We start from the raw sequence: 26,999 nt of genomic DNA on the forward strand, positions 1-26,999 counted from the left end.
ACGAAGAACATGACTTCCGTGGAACTCTCCGGCAAGGTCGCCCTCGTCACGGGCGCCAGCCGCGGCATCGGCTACGGCGTCGCCGAGGCGCTCGTCGCGCGCGGCGACCGCGTCGTCATCACCGGCCGCAACGAGGACGCCCTCAAGGAGGCAGTGGAGCGGCTCGGCGCCGACCGGGCCGTCCACGTCGCCGGCAAGGCGCACGACGAGGCCCACCAGGCCGTCGCCGTCGAGCGCGCGATGGAGGCCTTCGGCCGCATCGACTTCCTGGTCAACAACGCCGGCACCAACCCGGTGTTCGGGCCGATCGCCGACCTCGACCTGAACGTCGCCCGCAAGGTCTTCGAGACCAACGTCGTCTCGGCGCTCGGCTTCGCCCAGAAGACCTGGCACGCCTGGCAGAAGGACAACGGCGGCGCGATCGTCAACATCGCCTCCGTCGCGGGCCTGTCGCCCTCGCCGTTCATCGGCGCCTACGGCATCAGCAAGGCCGCGATGATCAACCTGACCGTGCAGCTCGCGCACGAGTTCGCGCCCAGGGTGCGGGTCAACGCGATCGCCCCGGCCGTCGTGAAGACCAAGTTCGCCCAGGCCCTGTACGAAGGCCGGGAGGAGGAGGCCGCCGCGGCCTACCCGCTCGGCCGGCTCGGCGTGCCCGCCGACATCGGCGGCGCGGCCGCGTTCCTCACCTCCGAGCAGTCCGACTGGGTCACCGGCCAGACGCTCGTCGTGGACGGCGGGATCTTCCTCAACGCCGGCACCGGCTGACACCGGCGTACGGGCCGCACGGCACGGGCGCTCCTCAACACGAGGGGCGCCCGTGCCACGCGCAAAGGCACCGCAAAGGGCGATGACAACGTAGTCACATGTTTATCGATCAAGGAGTCAGGTCCGGGGGAGGGTCAGGGGCCCCGGCACTGCGGTATGGTCTGCCGACCCTTGGTATGGCAGATCGAGGAGCGTGCGCGTGTTCAACCGGAACCGATGCCTGCGGCGGGTGGCGGCCATCGCGTCCATATCGTCCCTGGTGACCGGCTGCGGAGTGCTGTCGTCCGACACCCCGGAGGACGAAGGGCCGATCGTCGTCGGCACCACCAGTGCCCCCAGCACGCTCGACCCTGCCGCCTCCTGGGACAGCTCGTGGGAGCTGTTCCGCAACATCTACCAAACGCTCCTGAGCTATCCGACCGGTGCGACCGAGCCCCAGCCGGACGCCGCCGAGAGCTGCGGCTTCAGCGACTCCTCGAACCAGGTCTACCGCTGCGAACTGCGCGAGGGCCTGAAGTTCTCCAACGGCGACGCGCTCGACGCCCGGGCCGTCAAGCACTCGTTCGACCGGATCCGCAAGATCAACGTCAACGGCGGCCCCGCCGGTCTGCTGGGCAGCCTCGAACGGGTCCAGGCGCCGAACGACCGCGAGGTGATCTTCCACCTCAACAAGCCCGACGCCACGTTCCCGTTCGTGCTCGCCACGCCCGCCATGTCGATCGTCTCCCCGGAGGCCTACCCGGAGGGCTCCCTGCACGAGGGCGAGGACGTCGTCGGCTCCGGGCCGTACACGCTCGACTCCTACGACGACGGCAAGGAGGCCGTCCTCGTCCGCAACGACTCCTACAAGGGCTACGCGGAGCGCCGGAACGACGCGGTGACCATCCGCTACTTCCAGGACTCGGCCACCATGGTCAAGGCCCTGCGCGACCAGCGGATCGACGTCACCTACCGCGGCCTGGCCGCCGGCGACGTCGTCGACCTCCAGAGCAAGACCTCCAAGGAGGAGGAGATCCAGCTCGTCGAGGGCACCGGCACCGACATCAACTACCTGGTGTTCAACCCGAAGGACTCCTGGGCCAACAAGAAGGCCGTGCGCCAAGCCATCGCCCAGGTCGTCGACCGGGCGGCGATCGCCCACAAGGTCTACAAGGACACCGTCGACCCGCTGTACTCCATGGTCCCCAAGGGCCTCACCGGCCACACCACGGGCTTCTTCGACGACTACGGCGACCCGGACGTGGCCAAGGCCCGCAAGATCCTCACCGACGCCGGCATCAACCAGAAGGTCCCGCTCACCTTCTGGTACACCAGCGACCGCTACGGCTCCGAGACCGCCGCGGAGTTCAAGGAGCTGGAGCGCCAGCTGGAGGACTCCGGCCTGTTCACGATCAGCCTCAAGAGCCGCCCCTGGAAGACCTACGTCGAGGGCTACCAGAACGGTGAGTACCCGGTGTTCGGGCGTGGCTGGTTCCCCGACTTCCCGGACGCCGAGAACTTCATCGCGCCGTTCGTCGGCGAGCAGAACGCCCTCGGTACGCCCTACCCGGCCCCCGAGATCACCGGCGAGCTGCTGCCCCGGTCGCGCCGGGAGAGCGACCGCGCGAGCGTGGAGAAGGAGTTCGAGGAGGCCCAGCGGATCCTCGTGAACGACGCGCGGCTGCTGCCGCTGTGGCAGGGCCGGCAGTACGTGGCGGCCAGCCGGGACGTCTCGGGCGCCGAGCGGGCCCTGGACCCGTCGACGATCATGATGATGTGGGAGCTGCACCGCAAGACCGCCTGGTAGGCAGCGGCGGACGTCCGGCTTCCCGGGGCGCGTTGTCAGTGGTCGCCTGTAGGTTCTGAGGCCTGAAGTGACCGCACATCGTGAGGACGTTGACGTGACCGACATCGCCATGCTGCCCGAGTCCTGGCGCGGGGTTCTGGGTGACGAGCTGCAGCAGCCCTACTTCAAGGAGCTGACGGAGTTCGTCGAGGAGGAGCGGGCGAACGGTCCCGTCCACCCGCCTCGCGAGGAGGTCTTCGCGGCGCTGGACGCCACGCCGTACGAGGAGGTCAAGGTCCTGATCCTCGGCCAGGACCCGTACCACGGCGAGGGCCAGGGGCACGGCCTGTGCTTCTCGGTCCGGCCCGGCGTGCGCATCCCCCCGTCCCTGCGCAACATCTACAAGGAGATGCACGAGGAGCTGGGCACGCCGATCCCGGACAACGGCTACCTGATGCCCTGGGCGCGCCAGGGCGTGCTGCTGCTCAACGCGGTGCTCACGGTCCGCGGCGGTGAGGCCAACTCGCACAAGAACCGGGGCTGGGAGAGGTTCACCGACGCGGTGATCCGCGCGGTGGCCGGGCGGCCGGACCCGGCGGTGTTCGTGCTGTGGGGGAACTACGCGCAGAAGAAGCTCCCGCTGATCGACGAGTCGCGGCACGTGGTGGTCAAGGGCGCGCACCCCTCGCCCCTGTCGGCGAGGAAGTTCTTCGGCTCCCGCCCGTTCACGCAGATCAACGCGGCGGTGGCGGCGCAGGGGCATGAGCCGATCGACTGGACGATCCCGAACCTGGGCTGACGGCGACGGGCCGCACGGCCGGTGCGCCGGGCACCGGCCGTGCGGCCCCGAACAGCCCGGTGGCGCACGGAGCGGCCTGAGCCGGATCGCCCCCGCCTGCGGTTAGCGTCGGGGAGGACAGCGGGCGAGGGCGCGGAGGGCGTGGTGGTCGAGCGACAGGGGCAGGCGGCGCCGGACGCCGTGCTGACGCGGATCGGGCAGGTCGTGATGCTGCACCACGCGGGGGACCGGGAGGAGGCCCGGCACCGGTTCCTGGACCTGTGGGCGGAGATCGGGGAGCACGGAGACCCGCTGCACCGCTGCACCCTCGCCCACTACCTGGCCGACACCCAGGACGACCCCGCCGACGAACTGGCCTGGGACCTGCGTGCGTTGACGGCGGCCGAGGAGATCGCCGAGGACGGGCTCGGCGCGCGGGACGGGGCGGCCGTTCGGGACAGGGCGGCCGCGCGGGACACGGCGGCCGCGGTGCGCGCCTTCTACCCCGCCCTGCACGTCAGCCTGGCTGCCGACTACGCCGGGCTCGGTGACCGCGACGCCGCCCGTACCCATCTGCGGCGGGCGAGGGGAGCGGCCGCCGCCCTCACCGACGACGGCTACGCGGCGGGGGTGTGGGCGGCCATCCGGCGGCTGGAGTCCCGGTTGGGGGAAGGCGGCGGCGAGACCGGCGGAGGGCCGTGGGGGAGGCCGCCGAGGCAGCGGCCCTGACGGAGTCGGTCACCGTCCGTAGGTGTCCTGGCAGATGGTCGCCTCCGGGCTGTCGGCCCGCCATCCCCCGTAGCGCCTGCCCAGCGCGCACACGTCCGTGCCGCCCGGGACGTTCCGGTGGACGTCCTGCCGTACTGACATTGAGACGTCGGGGAGGCCGGGGCGCGGCCGCTGCGGGCCGCGCGGGGCCGGCTCGGGGCGCTCCGGGCGTTCCGGGCGGGCGGGGCGCGGACGGATGTCGCGGTCACCGGCCGGCGGCCGGTGCTGTCGCGGCGGGTCCGCCGCCGGGCTCTCCAGGCGGGACTCGGACGGGGCCGGTCGCGGGCGGCGGGACTCCTCGATGAGCTGCAGGGCCTCGCGGGCCGGGGCCTGCACGATCTGCGTCTCCGTCTGCCCCGCCGGCTGCGGCGCCGACGGCCGGGACGGTGCCGTCGGCGGCCCGGGAACGGGCGGATGCTGGACCGTCACGCAGCCGGAGAGGGCCGAGACAGCCACGGTCACCAGGAGCGTCGCGGTGGTCGTCGTTCGATGCACCCGCGCCACTCTGGCCCGTGCGGCGCGGGGCGGTACGGCGGACCGGCGGAGGATGCCCCGCACGGGTGATGTCCGGCCCCGTACGGAGGGCGTCCGCGGGCCGTGGGTGACGTCAGTCGCCGGTCGAGCCGTCGATGCGCTCGCGGATCAGGTCGGCGTGGCCGTTGTGCCGGGCGTACTCCTCGATCATGTGGGTGTAGATCCACCGCAGGTTGAACTTCTCGCCGGTGCGCCGGTGCGCGCCCTCGGAGAGGTCGTCCAGGCCGAAGCGGGCCGCGATGCTCCGGGCGGTCTCGATCTCGGACTGCCAGGCGCGGTACGCCTCCTGGTAGGTGTCCGCCCCGGTCAGGCGGAACTCGCCGTCGCGGTCCTCGTCGCTCCAGTAGAGGGGCGCCGCGTCCTCGTCCGCCATCACCCGGCGGAACCAGCTCCGCTCCACGTCGGCCATGTGTCGCACCAGCCCCATGAGGGACAGAGTGGAGGGCTCCACGGCGGCGGACCTGAGCTGTTCGTCGCTCAGGCCCTCGCACTTCCACGCGAGGGTCTGCCGGTGGAACTCCAGCCAGCCCTCCAGCATGGTGCGTTCGTCGGCGGTCGTGGCAGGCATACGGCGTTCGGTCGTCATGGAGGCAATCCTTATCCCGATGTCCCTTGCCGGGCCACGGGTTTTCCGTGGCCGAGCATGCCGTCCAGCAGTTCCCGCAGCCCGGCGCGCACCTCCTCCAGGCTGGGCACCTCGGTGCTGAACGACCCGGCCACGCAGCTGAACATCAGCCCGTCCGCCCAGGCGATCAGGGACAGTGCGTGCCGGGCCGGGTGCGTCGAGCCCATCCCGGTGACCAGGGCCGTCAGTTGCTCGCGGAAGCGGGCGCCCATCGCGTCGAAGCACGCCCGCAGTTCGGGGCGGCGCGTCGCCTCCAAGGCCAGTTCGTAGCGGGCGCGGGTCAGCTCGCGGTTGCAGGTCAGGGCGCGGTGGGTGGCGAGGGCCAACGCGTCCGCCAGAGGACCGGCGCCGGCCCGCGGTTCCGGCATCTCGTGCAGCGCCAGCACCCGCGCCTCGCGGTCGGCCAGGCGCCGCACCGCCAGCTCCAGCAGGGCCTGCCGGGTCCGCGCGAGGTTCGACGTGGAGCCCTGGGGGAGTCCGGCCGCCTCGTCGACCGCCCGGTGCGTCAGGCCCCGCATCCCGCGCTCGGCGAGCAGGGCCAGGGCGGTGTCGGCGACGAGGTCGGCGCGGGAGGAACCGGCGGTGCGTACGGACATGCGGCTCACGCTACCCGCCTCACTACATCTGTAGTAGCCTCGAAGGGGTCACTACAGATGTAGTGACCGTGGCCGGCCCGAGGAGGAGTCATGGCACAGGCGGACCACGCCGTCGTGATCGGCGGCGGAATCGGAGGCCTGACCGCGGCCGCCGCCCTGCACCGGCGCGGCCGGCGCGTCACCGTGCTGGAGCGCGCCCCCTCGCTGGAACCGGTCGGCGCCGCCATCTCCCTCGCCCCCAACGCCCTGCGCGCGCTGGACGTCATCGGCCTCGGCGACGAGATCCGCGACCTCGCCGCCTGGACCGGGGACGGCGGCCTGCGCACTCCCTCCGGGCGATGGCTCTCACGCTCCTCCGCCGACGCCGCCGCCGAGCGCTTCGGCGGCCCGCTCGTGTTGCTGCACCGCGCCACCCTCATCGAGCGCCTGGCCGCCCTGCTCCCGCCCGGCACCGTCCGCACGGACGCCGCCGCCACCCTCCTCGACAGCGGAGACCACGACCGCCCGGCCCGCGTCACCACCGCGGACGGCGAACTGGAGGCCGACGTGGTGGTGGGCGCCGACGGTGTCCGGTCCGCCGTACGCCCCGCGCTCTTCCCCACCCACCCGGGGCCCGTCTACGCCGGCTTCACGACCTGGCGGGTCGTGATCCCGGTCCCCGGCGCCGAGTTCGCCTCGCACGAGACGTGGGGCCGGGGCCGCATCTGGGGCACGCACCCGCTCAAGGACGGCCGCGTCTACGCCTACGCCGCCGCCGTGACCCCGGCCGGCGGACGAGCGCCGGACGACGAGCGGGCGGAGCTGCTGCGCCGCTTCGGCGACTGGCACGACCCCATCCCGGCCGTGCTCGCCGCCGCCCGCCCCGAGGACGTCCTGCGCCACGACGTCCACCACATCGCCGAGCCCCTGCCCGCCTACCACCGCGGCCGGGTCGCCCTGGTCGGCGACGCCGCGCACGCCATGCCCCCGACCCTCGGCCAGGGCGGCAACCAGGCCATCGAGGACGCGATCGTCCTCGCCCACCACTGCGAGGACCTCCCGGCCTACTCCGCCGACCGGCTGCCCCGTACGACCTCCATCGCGCGCCAGGCCGTCAGGGTCGCCCGCCTCAACCTCATGACCGGCCGCGTCGGCGCCGCCGTACGCGACACGGTCGTGGCCGCGCTGTCGAAGGCCGGGCCCGCGCTGTTCCTGCGGAGCTTCGACGGCATCGCCGACTGGCGGCCGCCGCAGCCCCCGTATGCTTCCGAGCAGACCCCGGCAGGCAACGGCCAGAGGAGCACACCAGGTGAAGGTCGGCTGCATCGGACTCGGTGACATCGCGCAGAAGGCGTACCTTCCGGTCCTCGCCTTCCAGCCCGGGGTCGAGCTGCACCTGCAGACTCGCACGCCCGCCACCCTCGACCGGGTCGCCGACGGGCTCCACCTCCCGCCGGAGCGGCGGCACACCACCCTCGACTCCCTCCTCGCGACGGGCCTCGACGCCGCCTTCGTGCACGCGCCCACACTCGTCCACCCGGAGATCGTGACGCGGCTCCTCGAGGCGGGCGTCCCGACGTACGTCGACAAGCCGCTCGCCTACGCGCTCGACCACTCGGCACGGCTGGTGGCGCTCGCCGAGGAGCGCGACGTGAGCCTGGCCGTCGGCTTCAACCGGCGCTTCGCCCCCGGCTACACCCAGTGCGCCGACCACCCGCGCGAGCTGATCCTGATGCAGAAGAACCGCATCGGGCTGCCGGAGGAACCGCGCACGATGATCCTCGACGACTTCATCCACGTCGTCGACACCCTGAGGTTCCTGGCGCCCGGCGCGATCGACGACGTCACCGTGCGCGCCCGTGTCCGGGACGGCCTGCTGCACCACGTGGTGCTCCAGCTCGCCGGGGACGGCTTCACCGCGCTCGGCGTGATGAACCGGCTCAGCGGTTCGGCCGAGGAGATCCTGGAGGTGTCCGGGCAGGACACCAAACGGCAGGTGGTCAACCTCGCCGAGGTGATCGACCACAAGGGTCAGCCGACCGTGCGGCGGCGCGGGGACTGGGTGCCGGTGGCCCGGCAGCGCGGGATCGAGCAGGCGGTGCTGGCGTTCCTGGACGCCGTGCGGGCGGGCAAGGTGCTCAGCGCCCGGGACGCGCTGGAGACCCATGAGCTGTGCGAGCGGGTCGTACGCGCGGTTCAGGAGCGGACCGCCTGAGCCGCAGGGTCCGTACGCCCTCGCCGGCGGCCCAGGCGGCGAGGATCAGCAGGGCCGCGTGCACGGTCCAGTCGCCGAGGCGGACGTAGGGCGTGGTGCCGTGGGCGAGGGGGATGTCGTAGACCTGCGCGGCGGACGTGTCCGTCCCGAGCCACGGGCCGACGCGCTGTCCGCTCGGGCCGTACACCGCGGAGACGCCCGTCAGGGTCGAGTGCACCATCGGACGGCCGGTCTCGGCGGCGCGCAGCGCGGCGAGCGTGGCGTGCTGCTCGGGGGCCCAGCTGCCCTGGAACGTGGAGGTCGACGACTGGCCGATCAGCACGTCGACGCCCTCCTTGGTGAGGTGGCGGGTCATGTCGGGGAAGGCGGTCTCGAAGCACACCATGGGGCCGGTGCGCAGGCCGCTGCCGCCCACGTTCATCACGACCGGCTGGGAGCCGCGCCGGCGGTCCTCACCGGCGGCCTTGCCGACGGACGTGGCCCAGCCGAGCAGGGAGCGGGCCGGGATGTACTCGCCGAAGGGCACGAGCCGCATCTTGTCGTAGCGCTGGCCGGTCAGGCCGTCCTGCCCGACCAGGACGGAACTCTTGTAGATGCCGGGCTTGTCGGAGCGCCGGGCGTCCACGTTGACCAGGATGTCGGCGTTCGTCGCGCGGGACAGGTCCGCGAGCCGCCGGGCGAGGTCGGGGCGGTCTCCGAGGTCGAAACCGACGCTGCTCTCCCCCCAGACGATCAGGTCGACGTCCTGTCCGGCGAGCCGCCGGGTGAGCTGCTCCTCGCGTGCGAACCGGCGGTCCCCGCTGTCCGCGCCGCCGATGACGCCCGGCTGGACGACGGCGATCCTGGCCTGGCCGTCGACGGCGGGGCGGGGCGCGAGCGTCCAGGTGGCGGAGGTGGCGACGGCGGTGACGACGAGACCGGCCACGGCGGGCACGCGGGCCCGGCGGACCGCGACGAGGACGGCGACCGCGACGTTGAGGGCCACCAACAGGAAACTGATCAGCCACACCCCGCCGACGGAGGCGAGCCGCAGCGCCGGTTCCACCTGCCACTGACTGCTGCCGAGCATGCCCCAGGGCCCGCCCAGGCCCTGCCAGGAGCGGACCAGCTCGACGGCCAGCCAGCCCGACGGCAGCACCACGAGCGCGGCCGCGATCCGGCTCCGTGAGGGCACCCCGGCCAGCAGGCGGCGCACCAGCCAGCCCCAGGGGCCCCACAGCGCACCGAGCAGCGCGGCGATGACGAACGTGAACACGTGCAGGAACGGCATCAGCCAGTGGTGCATGGCCAGCATGAAGCCGAAGCCGCCGCACCAGCCCTCGTACAGCGCCCGTTTCCCGCTCGGGGCCGTCCGCAGCAGCAGGAGCCACGGCACCAGGGCGACGTAGGCCCACCACCACAGGGACGGGGCGGGGAAGGCAAGGACGGGCAGGGCGCCCGCGACCGCCGCGGCGGCCGAGCGCCGCCAGGGGGAGGCGAGCCAGTGGCCGAGCGTCTTCATAGGCGCCTCCTACCCGCGGATGCCTCCAGTGTGCGTCCTGCGGACGATCTAGGACAGAGGACGCCGGGTCAGTTGACCACAGGTGCCGCCCGCCGCTCGGGAAGGCGTCGCCACTTCTCCCGGACGACCACCTCGCTGAGCCGCCAGCCCGCGTCGGTGCGCAGCAGGGCGAAGGCGTACCGGCCGCCGCACACGAAGTCGGGCGCGGGCCCTTCGGTGGCCATGGGATTGACGTAGTCGGCCTGGACCTGGGCCGTGTCGCCGGTGTCGTGCTCCCAGACCCCGAACCGGACCCGCCGGTTGACGATCAGGTGCTGGCGCATCGGGAACAGCCGCATGCTCTCGGCGAGCCACGCGGCGACCGCCCCGGCCTCTCCTTCGATGCCGCCGGCCGACCGGTAGTCCGCCCGCCCCTGAGGGGCGAACAGCCCCCGGTACGCCTCCCAGTCACCGTCGTCGACCGCCACCGCGTAGTCGGTGATCAGTCCGTCGACGGCCAGCCGGTCCCTCACGGTGGCGAGCTCCACGCGCTGCGTCATCGGCTCAGTGTTGGGCATGGGAGGGGCCGAGTGAAGAGCCGTGCGGTGATATTCGGTGGCCGTCGAGGGGCACCGGGGCCGAGCCTGTCCCTCGTGAACGATCAGAACGAACCGAGATTCCGGGTCCGCGCCCGCCACACCGCGTCCACGCTCACCGTCTACCAGGCCTACCGCCCGGAGATCGGCGGCCCCGCGGCCCGTGACGGCCGCTTCCCGTCCACCTGGAAGCGGGAGCGCATGACGTGGATCAAGCCGTCGTTCCTGTGGATGATGTACCGCTGCGGCTGGGGCACGAAGGAGGGCCAGGAGACGGTCCTGGCGATCGAGATCAGCCGCGAGGGCTTCCACTGGGCGTTGCGCAACGCCTGCCTGTCCCACCACGTGCCCGCCCTGCACGGCGACCGGGCCGCGTGGCAGCGGCAGTTGAGGCAGGCGCCGGCACGGGTGCAGTGGGATCCGGAGCGGGATCTGCGTCTCGATCCGCTGCCGTACCGGTCGCTCCAGCTGGGGCTCGCGGGGGAGGCGGCGGCCCGGTACGCGGACGAGTGGATCGTGGGGATCGAGGACGTCACGCCGCTCGCGGCGGAGGTCCACCGTCGGGTGCGGGCGGGTGAACTCGACGCGGCCGCCGGGCTGTTGCCCGAGGAGCGGCCCTATCCGGTCGACGACGAGGTGCTGGCGCGGCTACGCGCCTGAGGATCGGGACGGCGGCTGCCGGCTGAAGGCCGGAACGGCGGCTGCCGGCGCTTGCCGGTCAGGCCGCCTTGACGACGCCGCCGCGGATCGCGGCGGCCCATTCGACGACCAGCAGCTCGTACTCCGCGCGCTCCTCGGCGGACAGGGTGCCGCCCGTGCGCTGCCAGAGCGCACGGATCTCCTCGTTCACCTCGGCAGCGGACCGCACGGAACCAGGGGTCAGGGAATCGGGGGACATGCGGACAAGCCTAGGGGCAGCCACTGACAGGCCGCTACCGGACGGCTACCGGATCGCTATGCGGTTGGTCACGAGATGCGGGTCACACGCGCCGCGTCAGTGTGCCGGTTCCCCCGCGTGCGGGCTGAGCTCACCCATGCTGACCAGGGCGATGATGACGATGCCGAGCGCGATGCGGTACCAGACGAACGGCATGAAGCTCTTGGTCGAGATGAACTTCATGAACCACGCGATCACCGCGTACCCGACGCCGAAGGCGATGACCGTGGCGAAGACCGTCGGACCCCAGGAGACGTGTCCGCCCTCCGTCGCGTCCTTCAGCTCGAACAGACCGGAGGCCAGCACCGCGGGGATGGCGAGCAGGAAGGAGTAGCGGGCCGCGGCCTCGCGCTTGTAGCCCATGAACAGGCCGCCGCTGATGGTGGCGCCGGAGCGGGAGACGCCCGGGATGAGCGCCATGGCCTGGCAGACGCCGTAGATCAGGCCGTCGCGGACGCCCAGGTCCTCCAGGGCCTTGCGCTGCTTGGGCGCGCGGTGCTTGCCGCCGCTCTCGTCGCGTGCCGCGAGCCGGTCGGCGATGCCCAGGACGATGCCCATGCCGATCAGCATCGTCGCGGTGATCCGCAGGTCGCGGAAGGGCCCCTCGATCTGGTCCTTCAGCGTCACGCCGAGCACGCCGATCGGGATCGAGCCGACGATGACGAGCCAGCCCATCCGCGCGTCGGGGTCGCTGCGCAGCGCCTTGTTCGTGAGCGAGCGCGTCCAGGTCGAGATGATCCGTCCGATGTCCTTGCGGAAGTAGATCAGCACGGCGGCCTCGGTGCCGATCTGCGTGATGGCCGTGAAGGCCGCGCCCGGGTCCTCCCAGCCCGAGAAGGCCGCCGTCAGACGCAGGTGCGCGCTGGAGGAGACGGGCAGGAACTCGGTCAGCCCCTGGACGAGTCCGAGGATGAGTGATTCGAACCAAGACATGAGGTAGCGGAGTCCAAGTGCCGATCGTGGGACGGACGACGTGCACACCGGGCCGCCGTGTGTGATGACCGGGTGATCAGGTGTGCCGAGGGGGAAGCGTAGCGCCCCGCGGAGGCCGCCCCGACACAGGGGTTTGGAAGCGGCCGTCAAGCAGTGGGGATCAGGCCGCCGTCGGTCCGGTGACCGTCCAGCCGGGCGCCTGGGGGCGGGCTGTGAGGTCCTCGTGACGCACCTCGTCGCCGCAGGCCCGGCAGGTGACGACCGGGGCGAGCGCCTCGCCGCAGGAGTGCTCCACGACCATCGGGCGGTCGCCGTCCGCGCGGAGGTGGCGGTCCCCCCACGCCATGAGGGTCAGCAGGACCGGTTCCAGCTCCAGGCCCGCCCGCGTCGGCAGGTACTCGAAACGCTGCGGGCGCTCGCTGTAGGGCCGCTTGGTCAGGATCCCGGCGTCCACGAGCCGGCGCAGCCGCGTGGCGAGGATGTCGCGCGGGGCGCCGATGTTGCGCACCAGCTGGTCGAACCGGCCGTTGCCGAGGCACACCTCCCGCAGCACGAGCAGGGAGTGCTTCTCCCCGACGAGCGCGAGGGTGTCGGCGATGGAGCAGGGGCGCGGGTCTTTGCTGGCGGCCATGAAGCTCAGTCTAGGAGAGGGTTGGAATTTCCAACCCTGCGGGATACCGTGAGTTCGGATTTCCTACTCACCGGTAGTCGTGGAGGCCCGCACATGCGTGACGCAGTGATCGTCGAAGCCGTACGCACCCCGATCGGCAAGGGCAAGCCCGACGGCGCCCTCGCACACGTCCACCCCGTGGAGCTGCTCGCCCACACCCTGCGCACGCTGGTCGAGCGGTCCGGCGTCGACCCGGCGCTGATCGACGACGTCATCGGCGGCACCGTCGACCAGGTCGGCGAGCAGGCCATGAACACCACCCGCTACGCCGTCCTGTCCGCGGGCCTCCCGGAGTCCGTGCCCGCGACCACCGTGGACCGCCAGTGCGGCTCCTCCCAGCAGGCCGTGCACTTCGCGGCGCAGGGCGTCCTCTCCGGCGCCTACGACCTCGTCGTGGCGTGCGGGGTGGAGTCGATGAGCCGGGTGCCGATGTGGTCGAACGTGCCGGAGGGCAAGGATCCCTTCGGGCCCGGGGTCGCGGAGCGCTACCCGGAGGGGCTTGTTCCGCAGGGCATCAGCGCCGAGCTGATCGCCGCCAAGTGGTCGATCGGCCGTGAGCGGATGGACGCCTTCGCGGTCTCCTCGCACCGGAAGGCCGCCGCGGCCTGGGAGGCGGGGCTCTTCGACGCCGAGGTCGCGCCCCTAGAGGGCGTCACGCGCGACGAGTGCGTCCGCCCAGGCAGCACCACGGAGATCCTCGCCGGGCTCAAGCCCGCCTACTACGACCCCGGCTTCGCCGAGCGCTTCCAGCAGATCGAGTGGAACGTCACGGCCGGCAACGCCAGCCCGATCAACGACGGCGCCTCGGCCGTGCTCATCACGTCGAGCGAGACGGCGGCCCGGCTCGGCCTGCGCCCGCTCGCCCGGCTGCACAGCTTCGCCATCACCGGCTCCGACCCGCTGCTGATGCTCACGGGCGTCGTCCCGGCGACCGAGAAGGTGCTGCGCCGGGCGTCGCTCACCCTCGACGACATCGACCTGTTCGAGGTCAACGAGGCGTTCTCCAGCGTCGTCCTGGCCTGGCAGCAGGAGACCGGGGCCGACCTCGACCGGGTCAACGTGCACGGCGGCGCCATCGCCCTCGGCCATCCGCTGGGCGCGAGCGGCACGCGGCTGACGACGACGCTCGTGCACGCCATGCGGGAGCGGGGCGCCCGGTACGCGCTCCAGACCATGTGCGAGGCGGGCGGGCTCGCCAACGCCATGGTGCTGGAACGGGTGTGAACCAGGATGCTGTAACGGTTCGTCAGAGGCGGCGCAGCTGGTGCCGCTTACGCCAGGCCACCACCACGCCCGCCAGCGCCGGCAGGGCGATGCAGGCCAGGGCGATCAGGAAGGCAGGTGACGTCGGCGTCGAGGCGCGGGCGCCGGCGACCACGTAGGCGGCGGTGTTCGGGATCGAACCGAGGCCGGTGGCCAGCAGGAAGGGCAACAGGCCCATGCGGGAGACGGCGGCGCAGTAGTTCGCGGCCCAGAACGGCACCCCGGGGAACAGCCGCACCGCCAGCATCGAGCGGAAGCCGTGCCGGCTGAGCTGGCCGTCCGCCGCCTTCAGCCAACGCCCGCGCAGCAGCGGCCGCAGGGCCTCCTGGCCGAGCGCCCGGCCCAGGCAGAAGGCGATCCCGGCGCCGAGCACCGTGCCGGCCAGGGAGACGCCGAGGCCCAGCTGCGAACCGAACAGCGCACCCGCCGCCAGATTCAGCAGCGGCCTCGGCACGAACGCCACCGTGCACACGCCGTACGCCACCGCGAACACCACCGCCGCCGCGGCTCCGCCGAGCTGCGGCGGCCAGCCCTGGGTCAGCAGCCGCTGCGGCTCGAACAGCAGCACGCCGCACGCGCCCGTGGCGAGCAGGGCGACGAGCAGCGACAGCCGCGACCACGGAGAGAGCAGAACTCTCGTGCAGCGGGCGGCGAAACCGGTGGGTGGAACGGGCGAGGCGGTCGTTGCCGGGGAAGCGGCGACGGCGAGCTCCGCGGTGGCGGCCCGGGGAGAGGCCGTGGCGGTGCCCCCAGAGCGGGTGGTGGCATCGAGCATCCGGTGACACTAACCGACAAATGTGTGTGATCGCCGTATGGTTCGTCTCACGAGCGTCACAGGAACCCGGCCGCACCCCCTGTACGCAGGCCGGACGAAAACCATTCGACGCGCGGTAAAGCGTCGGCAATGATCGACGTCATGTTCCGGCACGCCTTCGCCCTCGCAGCATCCGTGGTCACGGATGCCCCGAAGGCTGCCGTCGTGGTTCTCACGGCCGTCGCGGACGGCGCCCGAAGCTGACCCTCTCCGGTTCGTCCGGCGGACCCCGCAAGGGGAGGGTCGGGGAGTTCCTCGGGGTCCCACTTCCTTTCTCCGTCGACCAGACGCTTCGAGGTACAGCCATGTCCAAGACGGCCTACGTCCGTACGAAACCGCATCTCAACATCGGCACCATGGGTCATGTCGACCACGGCAAGACCACCCTGACGGCCGCCATCACCAAGGTCCTCGCCGACCGGGGCACCGGCGCGTTCGTGCCGTTCGACCGGATCGACCGGGCGCCCGAGGAGGCGGCGCGCGGCATCACCATCAACATCGCGCACGTCGAGTACGAGACCGACACCCGGCACTACGCGCACGTCGACATGCCGGGCCATGCCGACTACGTCAAGAACATGGTCACCGGCGCCGCGCAGCTGGACGGGGCGATCCTCGTCGTCTCCGCGCTGGACGGGGTCATGCCGCAGACCGCCGAACACGTCCTGCTCGCCCGGCAGGTGGGCGTCGACCACATCGTGGTCGCCCTGAACAAGGCCGACGCGGGCGACGAGGAGCTGACCGACCTGGTCGAGCTGGAGGTGCGCGACCTGCTCACCGCGCACGGCTACGGCGGTGACTCCGTGCCCGTCGTGCGCGTCTCCGGGCTGAAGGCGCTGGAGGGCGACCCGCGGTGGACGGCGTCGATCGAGGCGCTGCTCGACGCGGTGGACACGTACGTGCCGATGCCCGAGCGGTACCTGGACGCGCCGTTCCTGCTGCCGGTGGAGAACGTGTTGACCATCACCGGGCGGGGGACCGTGGTCACCGGTGCGGTGGAGCGGGGTGTGGTGCGGGTCGGGGACAAGGTCGAGGTGCTCGGGGCTTCCGTCGAGACGGTGGTCACGGGTCTTGAGACCTTCGGCAAGCCGATGGAGGAGGCGCAGGCCGGGGACAACGTGGCGCTGCTGCTGCGGGGGGTTCCCCGGGACGCCGTCCGGCGGGGACATGTCGTGGCCGCGCCGGGGAGCGTCGTGCCGAGTCGTCGCTTCACCGCGCAGGTGTACGTGCTGTCCGCCCGTGAGGGCGGTCGTACGACGGCTGTCTCCACCGGGTACCGGCCGCAGTTCTACATCCGTACGGCGGATGTGGTGGGGGTCGTCGACCTCGGGGAGGTGGCTGTGGCGCGGCCCGGGGACACGGTGGTCATGACCGTGGAGCTGGGGCGGGACGTGCCGCTGGAGGCGGGGCTCGGGTTTGCCATCCGTGAGGGTGGCAGGACCGTGGGGGCGGGGACCGTGACCGCCGTTGTGTGAGCGTGGTTCGTCGCGTGGGGGACCGCGGGCCGTCTGTGGCCGGTCGCGCAGTTCCCCGCGCCCCTCCGGGGCGTCGCCCTACCGCACAATGGAGAAGTGAGCGAGTCCATCCCCGTGATCCGCGTCGTCGATCACGGCACCGCCAAGCTGATGCCCGACATCGACCGGGAACGCGCCTGGCTGCTCACCGTCGACGGGGCGCCGCAGTCGTACGTCGATCTGGACGAGCCCACGCATCTGGAGTTCGAGTACGCGCGGCGGCTCGGGCATGTGCTGGACGTCGTGGCGGAGCCGGGGGCCGCGCTGGACGTCGTGCACCTCGGGGGCGGGGCGCTCACCCTGCCCCGGTACGTGGCCGTGACGCGGCCGGGCTCCCGGCAGGAGGTGGTGGAGGCCGACGGGGGGCTGCTGGAGCTGGTGGCCGAGCATCTGCCGCTGCCCGAGGGGGCCCGGATCGCGCTGCACGCGGGGGACGCGCGGACGTGGCTGGAGGGCGCCGCCGGTGACTCGGCCGACGTGATCGTCGCCGATGTGTTCGGCGGCTCCCGGGTCCCGGCGCACCTCACGTCCGTCGCCTATGTGCGGGAGGCCGCGCGGGTGCTGCGGGGGAGCGGGGTCTACCTCGCCAACCTCCCCGACGCGGCGCCGTTCGGCTTCCTGCGGTCCCAACTCGCCACGCTGGCCACCGCCTTCGAGGAACTCGCGCTGATCGCCGAGCCGGGGGTGCTGCGGGGGCGGCGGTTCGGCAACGCCGTGCTCGTCGCCGGGCACCGGCCCGTCGACATCGCCGCGCTGGTCCGGCTCACCGCTGCCGACGCCTTCCCGGCCCGGGTGGAACACGGTGCCGCGCTGCGGGAGTTCACCGGTGGCGCGCGGGCGGTGCGGGACGAGGACGCCGTGCCGTCACCCGAGCCCCCCGACGGGGCGTTCGGCATCGGCTGAGGGGTGCTCGGCATCGGCTGAGGGGCGTTCGACGACGCCCTTCGCCACCGGTGTGGTCCTGCGGCGCAGATTGCGCACGTCCGGGACGCACAGCACGGCCGCCGTGACCAGGACCACCAGGCCGGCACAGCCCCACAGGGCCGCCGTACGGCCGAAGGCGTCCTCCGCCGGGCCGGCCGCCGCCGTGGCGAGGGGGACGAACGCCACGGAGCCGAACCAGTCGTAGGCCGAGACGCGGGAGAGCTTGGCCTCGGGGATCTCCTGGTGCAGGGCCGTCATCCAGGAGACGCCGAACACCTCGATCGTCGCCCCCGCCACGAACATCACCGCGCACAGGGCGCCGATCGGCACCGGGACGGCGAGCGCGGCCGAGGGCAGGGCCAGCGGGAACACGCAGAGGGTGCCCGCCAGGAGCAGGCGGCGGGGCTTCCAGCGGGTCATCAGCACGGCCCCGGCGACCGTGCCCGCCCCGAACGCGCCCAGGGCGAGACCCCAGGGGCCCGCGCCGCCGAGGTGGTCGCGTGCCACGAGCGGGCCGTACACGGCGTCGGCGGCGGCGACCACCGCGTTGGCGATGGAGAACTGGACGACGATGCCCCACAGCCACGGGCGGCCGGAGAACTCCCGCCAGCCGTCCCGCAGGTCGGCGAGCAGGCCGCCGCCCGGTGCCCGGGGCGGGATGTGGCCGACGTCGAGGAAGGCCCGCAGCGCACCGGCGACCGCGAAGGCCGCCGCGTCAGCGGCGAGCACCCAGCCGGGTCCGAGCGCGGCGACCAGGGCACCGCCGAGCGCGGCACCGCCCAGGGCCGCGCCCTGCATCGCCATCCGGAACACCGCGAACGCGCGGCCCGCCTGCTCGCCCTCGACCGAGGACATCAGCATGCCCTCGGCGGCCGGGCCGAAGAAGGCCTGGCCGGTGCCGCCGAGGGCGGAGAGGAGCATCATCTGCCACAGCAGGGGCTCCCCGGCCAGCACGAGCACGGCGAAGGCGGCCTGCGAGAGGCAGTTCAGGACGTTGGCCGCGACCATCACGTGGTGCCGCGGCAGCCGGTCCGCCACCGCCCCGCCGATCAGCAGGAACAGCACCAGCGGGACCGTCCGCGCCGCCGCCACCAGACCGACGTCGCCGCCGTCACCGCCCGCCTCGAGCACGGCGAACGCCGACGCGACCAGGGCGCCCTGGCTGCCCAGGCTGGTCACGACCGCGGCGGCGGTCAGCAGGGAGTAGTTGCGGCCCGCCCAGGCGGGTCTGCGGGGGCTCCGGGTGGAGGCGGTGCGGGATGTCACCGGCCGACTATCGCCGCCGAGGCCCCGTCCTGCCAAACCATTTCGACCGGCCCCGCCGCCCTGCCGCATCAGCCGCCGGTCGGCTCCCCGTGCAGCCGGACCGTGCTGAGGATCTTCAGGATGGTCTCCTTGGGCACTTCCTCCTTGACGCCCTTGGCGCCGAAGAAGCTCCACGCGACGAAGTCACCGGCCGAGTTCTTGAAGCCGAAGGTGACCGCCTTGCCGTCGCTCGCGCACTTGCCCTTGTCGGGCGTGTTCTCCGACCAGGCCCACGCGACACTGCCCTTCACACCCGAGGCGGTGGTGTAGGGCTTGGCCTTGTCGTCGGTCTTCACGCTCTTCTTGTCGGGCTGCGTGTACCCGCCGTACACCCACCAGGCCACCTGGTTGACCGCGACCTCGTCGGTGTTCTTGGCGCCGTCGGCGCCCTTGGTGCCCGCGCCGGCCAGGGCCTCGCTCTCGGTCCTGCCGTCCTTGTCGTCGTCGCTCGTGCACCACTTGGACTTGTAGAACGCCGGTGCCGACATGAGGATGAGCGGCTTGCCGTCGTCGGACTTCTCGTCCTCGAAGAAGACCGACGACTTCGGGGACGCCACCTCCCAGTCCGCCGGGACGTCGAAGGCCGTGCCCCACTTGGGGTTGATGACGACCTTCCAGCCCTTGACCGTGGGCTGCTCCTCCTCGCCGCCGCGGGGGTTGTCGCCGGTGGCGGGTGCGCTCGGCTCCGGGGCCGAGGCGCTCGCCGACGCCTTGCCGTTCTCGCTGCCGCCGTCCGCGGTGTCGTCCTTGTCCCCGCCCAGCACCAGGAAGCCCGTGACACCGGCCGCCACGACCACCGCGGTGGCGGCGACGATCGCGACCAGCTTCGTCCGGTTGCCGCCGCCACCGCCCTGCGGGGGCTGCGGCGCGCCGGCCGGGGTGGGGGCGCCCCACTGCGGCTGCGGGGACTGCGGCGGTTGCTGCCCATAGGGGTTGGGCTGCTGGTACCCCGGCTGCTGATACGGATTCGGCTGCTGGTACCCCGGCTGCTGGTACGGGTTGTTCGCTTGCGGGTTCTGCTCGCCCCCGGGCGGCTGCTGTCCTGGCCACATGGGCAGCAACCCTAGCCGCGCCTCGGACACGATTCGGTCACCGCTCGTGGACGGGGAGGTAGCAACACGGGGACGGACGGGGGCGGGCCGGTGCGCGGCGGGCCGGTGCGGCGGTCGTCACACGGCCTGGTCAGCCCTCTCTACTCGTGAGTAACATGCGGCCATGAGCGCAGACCAGATGTCCATCGGCGAGATGCTCGCCGCCACGGTGCCCATGGCCCGGACCCTGAACCTCGAGTTCCTCGAGACCACGCCGGAGCGTGCCGTGGTGTCGCTGCCGGACCAGAGCGAGTACCACAACCACGTGGGCGGTCCGCACGCCGGTGCGATGTTCACGCTCGGCGAGTCCGCGAGCGGGGCGATCGTGCTCGCCGCGTTCGGGGACCAGCTCTCGCGTGCCGTGCCGCTCGCCGTCAGCGCCGAGATCTCCTACAAGAAGCTGGCGATGGGCGCCGTCACCGCCACCGCCACCCTCGGCCGCCCGGCCGCCGAGGTCGTCGCTGAACTGGACGCCGGTGAGCGGCCGGAGTTCCCGGTGGCCGTCGCCATCCAGCGCGCCGACGGTGCCGTGACCGGCGAGATGGCCGTGGTGTGGACCCTGCGCCCCAACGGCTGATCCGCCGGCGCGGACACGGAGCCCCGGCCGGATGCCGGGGCTTCTCGCGTCTCAGGCCGCGATGTCCCGCCGTGCGGGCCGCGCGTCGTCCAGCCCGGCGACGAACTCCCTGAGCCAGGCCGTGAACTCCGGCCCCAGGTCGGGCCGTTCGCAGGTCAGCCGGACCACCGTGCGCAGGTAGTCGGCCTTGTCGCCGGTGTCGTAGCGCCGCCCCTCGAAGACGACCCCGTGCACCGTGCCGCCCGCGGCCAGTTCCTGAAGGGCGTCGGTCAGCTGGATCTCGCCGCCCCGGCCCGGCGGGATGCGCTCCAGGACGCCGAAGACGCCCGGGTCGAGGACGTAGCGCCCGATGACGGCGTAGCGGCTGGGCGCGCTGTGCGGGGCGGGCTTCTCGACCAGGCCGGTGACGCGGACGACGTCCTCCTCGCCGGTCGGCTCGACGGCGGCGCAGCCGTAGAGGTGGATCTGCTCCGGCGGGACCTCCATCAGCGCGACCACGCTGCCGCCCCGGCCGTCGCGGACATCGAGCATGCGGCTGAGCAGAGCCTCGCGTTGGTCGATCAGGTCGTCGCCGAGGAGGACCGCGAAGGGCTCGTCGCCGACGTGCCGGCGGGCGCACAGCACGGCGTGGCCGAGGCCGAGCGGGTCGCCCTGCCGGATGTGGTGGATGCTCGCCAGCCGCGCCGGGTCGCGCACCGCGTCCAGCCGCACGGTGTCGCCCTTGGTCGCGAGGGCCTGCTCCAGTTCGAGGGCGTGGTCGAAGTGGTCCTCGATGGCCCGCTTGTGGCGGCCCGTGACCATCAGGACGTCGTCGAGTCCCGCGGCCGCCGCCTCCTCGACGACGTACTGGATGGCCGGCTTGTCGACGACCGGCAGCATCTCCTTGGGGGTCGCCTTCGTGGCGGGCAGGAAGCGGGTGCCGAGACCGGCGGCCGGGACGACCGCCTTGCGCACGCGGCGAGTGGGGGCGGCGGGGGCGTCGGGGGCGGAGGAGTCGGAAGGGTGGGGGGTGCTCATGCGGCTCATGCTGACGCGCGGAGATGAGAGCGCGCCGAGAGGCGCCTGGGAGAGCGCTGTGGAGTGGGAGATTTCGTGGACCAACCGTCCTCGCGTGCACACAACTCGACGCTCTGACCGGCGGCGTTATCGAAAGCCGGTACGGATACCGGCGGTAACATATTTGAATTCGCCGCGTTTTGAACTCGGGTCATCCGAACTCCTTGTTACCTGTGAGTCGTATGTGCGAAAGTGAGCCGCCTCACAGCCAAGTCCGCAGCTGACGCGGCAGAGGTATGCACCAATCACGCACCTGCTTTCCGACGGACGCGCAATTCGCATGCCGTCCTGCGGCTGGAAGGAAATGGTTCCGTGCAACCCCCTTACCCCCCACGCCCGCCGTACCCGCCGCGCCCCGGAGCGAGGCCCGCGGAGTCCGACCGCAATCTCCTCGCCCGGTTGGGTGAGCCCGGTGAAGGCCCGCGTGCCGTCGCGCTGTTACTGGCGCGGCACTGGCGGGCGGTCTACGAGTACGCCGTCATCTGTCTGGCCTCCTCGGCGGATTCGGCGTCGATGGCGGCCGCCGCCGCGTTCCGCCGGGAACTCGCCCTGCCGGGCGGCGGCGCCCTGCGCCCGCGCCTGCTCGCGGCCGTGCGGGACACGGTCGGGGAGTGGGCGGCCGACGACGGCATTTCCGGAGTGCTGCCGGAACTCCGCAATACCGTCGGCGCCCGCGGTCTGCGCGCCGCCCGGTCCGTGACACCCGAAAGGCGGCGCCTCGCCGAGCGCGCATTCCGGGCCCTTCCGGGGGCATCCCAATGCCTGCTCTGGCACACGGAGGTGGAGGCCGAGCCCCTATCCGTACCGGCCGGTCTGCTGGGGGTGGACACCGGGACCGCGTCGGCCGCGCTGGAGCAGGCCCGTGAGCAATTCCGGGCGGGCTGCGTGCGGGCGCACCGGGAACTCGCGCCGACGCGGGAATGCCGCTACTACAACCGCCTGCTGGACGTTCCGATGCGCCGCGGCGGGGCCTTGCTGACGGATGTGCAACGCCATCTCATGGCGTGCCGCTACTGCCGGCACGCCGCCGAACAACTCAGCCATTTCGAGGGCGGTTTGGAGGACCTGCTCGTCGAGACCGTGCTCGGCTGGGGCGCCCGCCGCTACCTCACGTCACGGCCCGGCCGCGACGGGGGCCAGGCCGCCCTGCCGGCCGGGGGCCGCCATCGGCTCCGGCCCCGCGCCCTGCCGGCGGGCGGGCGCCCCGGGACGCCGAGACGGCACGCGAAGGCGCTGGCCGCCGCGATCGGGGTGACCTCCCTCGTCCTGCTCGCGACACTGCTCGCCGCCCGGGGCTGGTCCGAGGAGGGCGGTACGGCCGGCCCCCGGGCCACCTGGGGAGCGGTCAGCGGCCACTCGGTCGACCCCGACACCGGGGGCTCCTCGTCCGCGGAGCCGTCCTCGGCCGCCGCCCCCTCGGCCGCCTCCGCGGGCGGTCCCGCCGAAGTGGCCCGGGGGCGGCTGCGCAACCTCGACGCCGGGCTGTGCCTCGACGTCCGGGGCGGCCGGGGCCGGGCCGACGCGCCTCTCGTGCTGGCCACCTGCTCCGCGGGGTCCCCGCAGTGGTCGTACCAGGACGACGGTCTGCTGCGCAGCGCCGCCGATCCCACCCGCTGCCTCGACTCCGACCCGGCCGAGGGCTCGGTCGTCCTGGCCGGCTGCCTGGTGCACGCCGGCGTCGTGCGCTACGACCTGACCGTGCGCGGCGAACTCCTGCCCCGCGCCGGCAAGGGGCTGGCCGTCGCCCCCGGCAAGGGCCGCGGCGTGATCGTCACCGGGCGCGACGGCTCCGCCGCCCAACGCTGGGCGCTGGAACCGTTGATCGCCCCCGAGGACAAAGGACCCTCCCGGGAGAACCGCGCCCAGGACGCCCCGAGGGAGAGCCGTCAGGAGAAGAGCCACCCGTACGGGGACGCCCCGCCCGCGCGGCGTCCCGAGCCGCCGCGGACCACGTCCGAGGATCGCGCGCCCGAGCGGCACGGGACGCGGTTCGCGCAGGTGGGATGCTGCGGTGCGACGGGGCCGGAGCCGGGCCCCGACGCCGGGGGTACGTCCGGCACCGGCGTGCTCCGTTCCGTACGCGCAGGCGTGACCGATGCCGTGACGGCACTGCACTCGGCCGTGGGGCCGTAGGGCGGGTGGGGGTGTGAGCCAGGGGCAGGTCGGCGGGGGGAGAGGGTGCGCGCCGGGATCAGGCCCGGCGGCGTCCCGCCGGACGGCCCGCCCCGGCGGCTCGGGTGACTAACCGGGCCCGGTCCACGTCACTCCCCTGCGGCGGGGCCGATCCCGGACTCCCGCCAGCTCACCAGGGGGGCGCACCGGCTGACGATCACCGCCCGGGGCGGGGACACCGGCTCCCTGTTCCGGCTGCGCCGCATCACCGCAGCGACCCGGGCCGACGACGTCGCCGAGGCCGTACGGGCGGCCGGCTCCGCCCGGGACGTCGTCCTCTTCGCCTACGAGGACGCCATCGAGGGCCAGGACCGCACGACCATCGCCCTCCCCGGCAACCAGGAGCGGCTGATCGAGGCCGTGACGGCGGCCAACCCGCGCACCACCGTCGTCCTGAAAACACCTCGTCGGCCATGTCGATGCCGTGGCTGGAGCGCACCGGGGCCGTGCTCCATATGTACTACCCGGGCCAGGAGGGCGCCGCCGCCACCGCCGCCGTCCTGTACGGGGACCGCGACCCCGGCGGCCGCCCCACCCAGAGCTTCCCGGCCGACGACGACCACCACCCCGTGGCCGGCGACCCGCGCCGCTACCCGGGCGTCGACGGCACCGAGACCTACGCGGAGGGCGTCCGCGTCGGCCACCGCTGGTACGACGCCGAGGGCGTGCGGCCGCTGTTCCCCTTCGGCCACGGACTGTCGTACACCTCCTCCGCCTACGCGGATCCGGACGCGCGCTGGACGGGCGACGGCGTCGACGTCGCCTTCACGGTCCGCAACACCGGGCGCCGCGACGGCGTGGACGTGCCGCAGGTGTACGCGGGGCCCTCCCCGGACCTCCCGCTCGACCAGCCCGTACGCGTGCTGGCCGGGTACCGGCGGCTCGCGCTGCGGGCGGGGGAGGAGCGGCGCGTCGGCGTCCGCGTCGAGCCGCGCACCCTGTCCTCCTGGGACGCCGGGGTCCACGACTGGGTGCTGGGCACGGGAGTGCGCACCCTGTGGATCGGGGCGTCGTCACGGGACCTGCGGCTGCGCACGAGCGTACGGGTGGGCGGCTGACCCGGCGTGCACCGAACAGCCGTGCGCCGAACAGCCGCGCGGCGCATGGCCGAGAGACGCGTGGCCGAGAGGCGCCTGGCCGAGAGGCGCCTGGCATCGAACCGGAACAGACTGGTACTCCTCCTGAGGCCGTCGCAGAACCCAGGGAGTCAGCCATGCCCGAGGCCCCGCGCCAGCACCACCCGACCGCACCGACCGACGAGGAACTGCGCACGCTGGACGCGCACTGGCGGGCCGCCAACTTCCTGGCGGCCGGTCAGATCTACCTGCTGGCGAACCCGCTGCTGACCGAGCCGCTGAGGCCCGAGCACATCAAGCCGCGGCTGCTGGGGCACTGGGGCACCTCGCCCGGCCTGAACCTCGTGTACACGCACCTCAACCGGGTGATCAGGAACCGGGGGCTGGACGCCCTGTGCATCTGGGGCCCGGGCCACGGCGGGCCGTCCGTGCTGGCCAACTCGTGGCTGGAGGGCAGCTACAGCGAGAAGTACCCCGACGTGTCGCGGGACGCGCAGGGCATGGGACTGCTCTTCCGCCAGTTCTCGTTCCCCGGCGGGGTGCCGAGCCATGTCGCCCCGGAGGTCCCGGGCTCGATCCACGAGGGCGGCGAACTCGGCTACTCCCTCGCCCACGCCTACGGCGCCGCCCTGGACAACCCCGGCCTGCTGGTGGCCTGCGTGATCGGCGACGGCGAGGCGGAGACCGGCCCGCTCGCCGCGTCCTGGCACGCCAACAAGTTCCTCGACCCCGTCCACGACGGCGCCGTCCTGCCGATCCTGCACCTGAACGGCTACAAGATCGCCAACCCGACCGTGCTGTCCCGCCTGCCCGAGGGGGAACTCGACGCGCTGCTGCGCGGCTACGGCCACGAGCCGGTCCACGTCTGCGGCGACGACCCCGCGCAGGTGCACCGCGCCATGGCCCGGGCGATGGACACCGCGCTCGACCGCATCGCCGGGCTGCAGCGCGCCGCACGCGAGGAGGGCGTGGGCGAGCGCCCGCGCTGGCCGGTGATCGTGCTGCGCACCCCGAAGGGCTGGACCGGCCCCGCCGAGGTGGATGGGCAGCCGGTGGAGAACACCTGGCGCTCCCACCAGGTGCCGCTGTCGGGCGTCCGTGACAACCCGGACCACCTGCGGCAGCTGGAGGCCTGGCTGCGCTCGTACCGGCCCGAGGAGCTGTTCGACGCCCAGGGCCGCCCGGTCGCCGACGTCCTGGCGCCGATCCCCGAGGGCACGCGCCGGCTGGGCGCCACGCCGCACGCCAACGGTGGACTGCTCGTGCGCGATCTGCCGGTCCCGTCCCTGGACGACTTCGCTGTCCCCGTCGACAAACCGGGCACGACCCTGCATGAACCCACCCGCGTCCTGGGCGACCTGCTGGCCCGGGTCATGCGGGACACCGCCGACCGCCGGGACTTCCGCCTGGTCGGCCCGGACGAGACCGCCTCCAACCGGCTCCAGGCCGTCTTCGACGCCAGCGGCAAGACCTGGCAGGCCGGGACGCTGCCGGTGGACGAGCACCTGGACCGGCACGGCCGCGTGATGGAGATCCTCTCCGAACACCTCTGCCAGGGCTGGCTGGAGGGCTACCTCCTGACGGGCCGGCACGGGCTGTTCTCCTGCTACGAGGCGTTCGTGCACATCGTCGACTCGATGGTCAACCAGCACATCAAGTGGCTGCGCACCTCCCGCAGGCTGCCCTGGCGCGCCCCCATCGCCTCCCTGAACTACCTGCTGACCTCCCATGTGTGGCGGCAGGACCACAACGGCTTCTCCCACCAGGACCCCGGCTTCGTCGACCACGTCCTGAACAAGAGCCCCGAGGTCGTCCGCGTCTATCTGCCGCCGGACGCCAACACCCTGCTGTCGGTGGCGGACCACGCGCTGCGCAGCCGCGACTACGTCAACGTGATCGTGGCCGGCAAGCAGCCCTGCTTCGACTGGCTGTCCATGGACGAGGCCCGGGTGCACTGCGCCCGCGGCGCCGGGATCTGGGAATGGGCGGGCACCGAGAACGGCGGTGAGCCCGACGTCGTCCTGGCCTGCGCCGGCGATGTCCCCACCCAGGAGACCCTGGCCGCCGCGCACCTGCTCCGCCGCCATCTGCCCGAGTTGTCCGTTCGCGTGGTGAACGTCGTCGACCTGGCCCGGCTGCTGCCCCGCGAGGAGCACCCGCACGGCATGAACGACTTCGAGTACGACGGCCTGTTCACCGCCGACAAGCCGGTGATCTTCGCCTACCACGGCTACCCCTGGCTGATCCACCGTCTCGCCTACCGCCGCACCGGCCACCAGCACCTGCACGTACGCGGCTACAAGGAGGCCGGCACCACCACCACGCCGTTCGACATGGTCGTCCGCAACGACCTGGACCGCTACCGCCTGGTCATGGACGTCATCGACCGCGTCCCGGGCCTGGCGGTGCGCGCCACGGCCGTACGCCAGCGCATGGCCGACGCCCGCACCCGCCACCACGCGTGGATCCGCGAGCACGGCACCGACCTGCCCGAGGTCGCCGAGTGGAGCTGGAACGCCTGAGCCGCGAGGGACGTCCTATGAGCCGGTAGGCTTCCCGGGGC

General features: G+C 72.9%; 26 protein-coding genes and 1 pseudogene. 15 read left to right on the forward strand and 12 right to left on the reverse strand.

Going from position 1 to position 26,999, the window contains the following annotated elements; all coding sequences use genetic code 11:
• Positions 1 to 9: 9 nt before the first annotated feature.
• The 4 genes from ACSUPV_RS34530 (at position 10) to ACSUPV_RS34545 (ending at position 4,040) form a co-directional block, all read left to right on the forward strand.
• The gene (locus ACSUPV_RS34530; RefSeq protein WP_037768434.1) at positions 10 to 768 is read left to right on the forward strand and encodes an SDR family oxidoreductase; all 759 of its coding nucleotides are present in this window, start codon (positions 10 to 12) and stop codon (positions 766 to 768) included.
• Positions 769 to 967: 199 nt separating this feature from the next.
• Positions 968 to 2,554, forward strand: a complete 1,587-nt coding sequence (locus tag ACSUPV_RS34535; protein WP_037768436.1) for an ABC transporter substrate-binding protein — start codon at positions 968 to 970, stop codon at positions 2,552 to 2,554.
• 94 nt (positions 2,555 to 2,648) lie between these two features.
• Positions 2,649 to 3,332 (forward strand): uracil-DNA glycosylase, encoded by a 684-nt coding sequence (locus ACSUPV_RS34540; RefSeq protein WP_037768439.1) that lies wholly within the window; start codon positions 2,649 to 2,651, stop codon positions 3,330 to 3,332.
• 144 nt (positions 3,333 to 3,476) lie between these two features.
• A complete protein-coding gene (locus tag ACSUPV_RS34545) occupies positions 3,477 to 4,040 on the forward strand; it encodes a hypothetical protein (protein WP_359790647.1) in 564 nt (187 codons plus the stop codon).
• A 9-nt stretch (positions 4,041 to 4,049) separates the two neighbouring features.
• Here the strand turns inward: ACSUPV_RS34545 and ACSUPV_RS34550 are convergent, their stop codons facing one another.
• The 3 genes from ACSUPV_RS34550 to ACSUPV_RS34560 all read right to left on the reverse strand — a co-directional run bounded on the left by ACSUPV_RS34550 (position 4,050) and on the right by ACSUPV_RS34560 (position 5,834).
• Complete coding sequence (locus ACSUPV_RS34550) at positions 4,050 to 4,583, reverse strand: hypothetical protein (protein WP_359790689.1); 534 nt, start codon at positions 4,581 to 4,583, stop codon at positions 4,050 to 4,052.
• Between the two features lie 103 nt (positions 4,584 to 4,686).
• A complete protein-coding gene (locus ACSUPV_RS34555) occupies positions 4,687 to 5,199 on the reverse strand; it encodes a DinB family protein (RefSeq protein ID WP_031115083.1) in 513 nt (170 codons plus the stop codon).
• Positions 5,200 to 5,210: 11 nt separating this feature from the next.
• Complete coding sequence (locus ACSUPV_RS34560) at positions 5,211 to 5,834, reverse strand: TetR/AcrR family transcriptional regulator (protein WP_436949179.1); 624 nt, start codon at positions 5,832 to 5,834, stop codon at positions 5,211 to 5,213.
• Positions 5,835 to 5,924: 90 nt separating this feature from the next.
• On the opposite strand from ACSUPV_RS34560, the gene ACSUPV_RS34565 reads away from it, so the two are divergent.
• Positions 5,925 to 7,151, forward strand: a complete 1,227-nt coding sequence (locus tag ACSUPV_RS34565) for an FAD-dependent monooxygenase (RefSeq protein ID WP_436949180.1) — start codon at positions 5,925 to 5,927, stop codon at positions 7,149 to 7,151.
• Positions 7,123 to 8,028: a Gfo/Idh/MocA family protein gene (locus tag ACSUPV_RS34570; protein WP_382614335.1), complete on the forward strand. Its 906-nt coding sequence runs from the start codon at positions 7,123 to 7,125 to the stop codon at positions 8,026 to 8,028. The genes ACSUPV_RS34565 and ACSUPV_RS34570 overlap by 29 nt, the downstream gene beginning before the upstream one ends.
• On the opposite strand, the gene lnt is transcribed toward ACSUPV_RS34570, so the two are convergent.
• Together lnt and ACSUPV_RS34580 are read right to left on the reverse strand one after the other, a co-directional pair.
• The gene (gene lnt, locus ACSUPV_RS34575) at positions 7,952 to 9,529 is read right to left on the reverse strand and encodes an apolipoprotein N-acyltransferase (RefSeq protein WP_436949181.1); all 1,578 of its coding nucleotides are present in this window, start codon (positions 9,527 to 9,529) and stop codon (positions 7,952 to 7,954) included. The two genes, ACSUPV_RS34570 and lnt, sit on opposite strands and share 77 nt — an antisense overlap.
• A 68-nt stretch (positions 9,530 to 9,597) precedes the next feature.
• The gene (locus ACSUPV_RS34580) at positions 9,598 to 10,068 is read right to left on the reverse strand and encodes a nuclear transport factor 2 family protein (RefSeq protein ID WP_031115079.1); all 471 of its coding nucleotides are present in this window, start codon (positions 10,066 to 10,068) and stop codon (positions 9,598 to 9,600) included.
• Between the two features lie 93 nt (positions 10,069 to 10,161).
• On the opposite strand from ACSUPV_RS34580, the gene ACSUPV_RS34585 reads away from it, so the two are divergent.
• Positions 10,162 to 10,764, forward strand: a complete 603-nt coding sequence (locus tag ACSUPV_RS34585) for a DUF4291 domain-containing protein (RefSeq protein ID WP_037768449.1) — start codon at positions 10,162 to 10,164, stop codon at positions 10,762 to 10,764.
• 58 nt (positions 10,765 to 10,822) lie between these two features.
• Here the strand turns inward: ACSUPV_RS34585 and ACSUPV_RS34590 are convergent, their stop codons facing one another.
• The 3 genes from ACSUPV_RS34590 to ACSUPV_RS34600 form a co-directional block, all read right to left on the reverse strand.
• On the reverse strand, positions 10,823 to 11,002 hold the full coding sequence (locus ACSUPV_RS34590; RefSeq protein ID WP_078651099.1) for a hypothetical protein: 180 nt from the start codon (positions 11,000 to 11,002) through the stop codon (positions 10,823 to 10,825).
• 96 nt (positions 11,003 to 11,098) lie between these two features.
• A complete protein-coding gene (locus ACSUPV_RS34595) occupies positions 11,099 to 11,974 on the reverse strand; it encodes an undecaprenyl-diphosphate phosphatase (protein WP_037768451.1) in 876 nt (291 codons plus the stop codon).
• A 160-nt stretch (positions 11,975 to 12,134) separates the two neighbouring features.
• Positions 12,135 to 12,605 carry a winged helix-turn-helix transcriptional regulator gene (locus ACSUPV_RS34600; protein ID WP_031115075.1) on the reverse strand — a complete coding sequence of 157 codons (471 nt, stop codon included), beginning with the start codon at positions 12,603 to 12,605 and terminating at the stop codon, positions 12,135 to 12,137.
• A gap of 93 nt (positions 12,606 to 12,698) precedes the next feature.
• Here ACSUPV_RS34600 and ACSUPV_RS34605 point away from each other — a divergent pair, with 93 nt between their 5' ends.
• Positions 12,699 to 13,868, forward strand: coding sequence for a thiolase family protein (locus ACSUPV_RS34605; RefSeq protein ID WP_436949182.1), 1,170 nt, complete (start codon positions 12,699 to 12,701; stop codon positions 13,866 to 13,868).
• A 22-nt stretch (positions 13,869 to 13,890) separates the two neighbouring features.
• On the opposite strand, the gene ACSUPV_RS34610 is transcribed toward ACSUPV_RS34605, so the two are convergent.
• Entirely contained in the window at positions 13,891 to 14,682 is a 792-nt protein-coding gene (locus tag ACSUPV_RS34610) for a TVP38/TMEM64 family protein (RefSeq protein ID WP_037768456.1), read from the reverse strand.
• A gap of 344 nt (positions 14,683 to 15,026) precedes the next feature.
• Here ACSUPV_RS34610 and tuf point away from each other — a divergent pair, with 344 nt between their 5' ends.
• Both tuf and ACSUPV_RS34620 read left to right on the forward strand, forming a co-directional pair.
• A complete protein-coding gene (tuf, locus tag ACSUPV_RS34615) occupies positions 15,027 to 16,196 on the forward strand; it encodes an elongation factor Tu (protein WP_436949183.1) in 1,170 nt (389 codons plus the stop codon).
• Positions 16,197 to 16,292: 96 nt separating this feature from the next.
• Positions 16,293 to 17,138 carry a spermidine synthase gene (locus tag ACSUPV_RS34620; RefSeq protein WP_436949184.1) on the forward strand — a complete coding sequence of 282 codons (846 nt, stop codon included), beginning with the start codon at positions 16,293 to 16,295 and terminating at the stop codon, positions 17,136 to 17,138.
• On the opposite strand, the gene ACSUPV_RS34625 is transcribed toward ACSUPV_RS34620, so the two are convergent.
• On the reverse strand, positions 17,100 to 18,494 hold the full coding sequence (locus ACSUPV_RS34625) for an MFS transporter (protein ID WP_436949185.1): 1,395 nt from the start codon (positions 18,492 to 18,494) through the stop codon (positions 17,100 to 17,102). The genes ACSUPV_RS34620 and ACSUPV_RS34625 overlap by 39 nt on opposite strands.
• Positions 18,494 to 19,516 carry a hypothetical protein gene (locus ACSUPV_RS34630; RefSeq protein ID WP_436949186.1) on the reverse strand — a complete coding sequence of 341 codons (1,023 nt, stop codon included), beginning with the start codon at positions 19,514 to 19,516 and terminating at the stop codon, positions 18,494 to 18,496. Before ACSUPV_RS34630 ends, ACSUPV_RS34625 begins: the two co-directional genes overlap by 1 nt.
• A gap of 163 nt (positions 19,517 to 19,679) precedes the next feature.
• Between ACSUPV_RS34630 and ACSUPV_RS34635 the strand changes: the two genes are divergently transcribed.
• Positions 19,680 to 20,132: a DUF4442 domain-containing protein gene (locus ACSUPV_RS34635; protein WP_382614322.1), complete on the forward strand. Its 453-nt coding sequence runs from the start codon at positions 19,680 to 19,682 to the stop codon at positions 20,130 to 20,132.
• A 51-nt stretch (positions 20,133 to 20,183) separates the two neighbouring features.
• Here the strand turns inward: ACSUPV_RS34635 and galU are convergent, their stop codons facing one another.
• Positions 20,184 to 21,149: a UTP--glucose-1-phosphate uridylyltransferase GalU gene (galU, locus tag ACSUPV_RS34640; RefSeq protein WP_436949187.1), complete on the reverse strand. Its 966-nt coding sequence runs from the start codon at positions 21,147 to 21,149 to the stop codon at positions 20,184 to 20,186.
• Positions 21,150 to 21,587: 438 nt separating this feature from the next.
• Here galU and ACSUPV_RS34645 point away from each other — a divergent pair, with 438 nt between their 5' ends.
• The 4 genes and pseudogenes from ACSUPV_RS34645 (at position 21,588) to ACSUPV_RS34660 (ending at position 26,958) form a co-directional block, all read left to right on the forward strand.
• On the forward strand, positions 21,588 to 23,321 hold the full coding sequence (locus ACSUPV_RS34645; RefSeq protein ID WP_436949188.1) for a ricin-type beta-trefoil lectin domain protein: 1,734 nt from the start codon (positions 21,588 to 21,590) through the stop codon (positions 23,319 to 23,321).
• Positions 23,322 to 23,564: 243 nt separating this feature from the next.
• A pseudogene (locus ACSUPV_RS34650) lies at positions 23,565 to 23,699 on the forward strand (hypothetical protein); the annotation flags it as partial.
• Positions 23,700 to 23,773: 74 nt separating this feature from the next.
• Positions 23,774 to 24,418 (forward strand): fibronectin type III-like domain-contianing protein, encoded by a 645-nt coding sequence (locus tag ACSUPV_RS34655; protein ID WP_436949189.1) that lies wholly within the window; start codon positions 23,774 to 23,776, stop codon positions 24,416 to 24,418.
• A gap of 155 nt (positions 24,419 to 24,573) precedes the next feature.
• Positions 24,574 to 26,958: a phosphoketolase family protein gene (locus tag ACSUPV_RS34660; protein ID WP_436949190.1), complete on the forward strand. Its 2,385-nt coding sequence runs from the start codon at positions 24,574 to 24,576 to the stop codon at positions 26,956 to 26,958.
• Positions 26,959 to 26,999 lie beyond the last annotated feature (41 nt).

The organism is Streptomyces sp. SudanB52_2052 (genome assembly GCF_964272415.1).
Lineage (GTDB): Bacteria > Actinomycetota > Actinomycetes > Streptomycetales > Streptomycetaceae > Streptomyces > Streptomyces olindensis.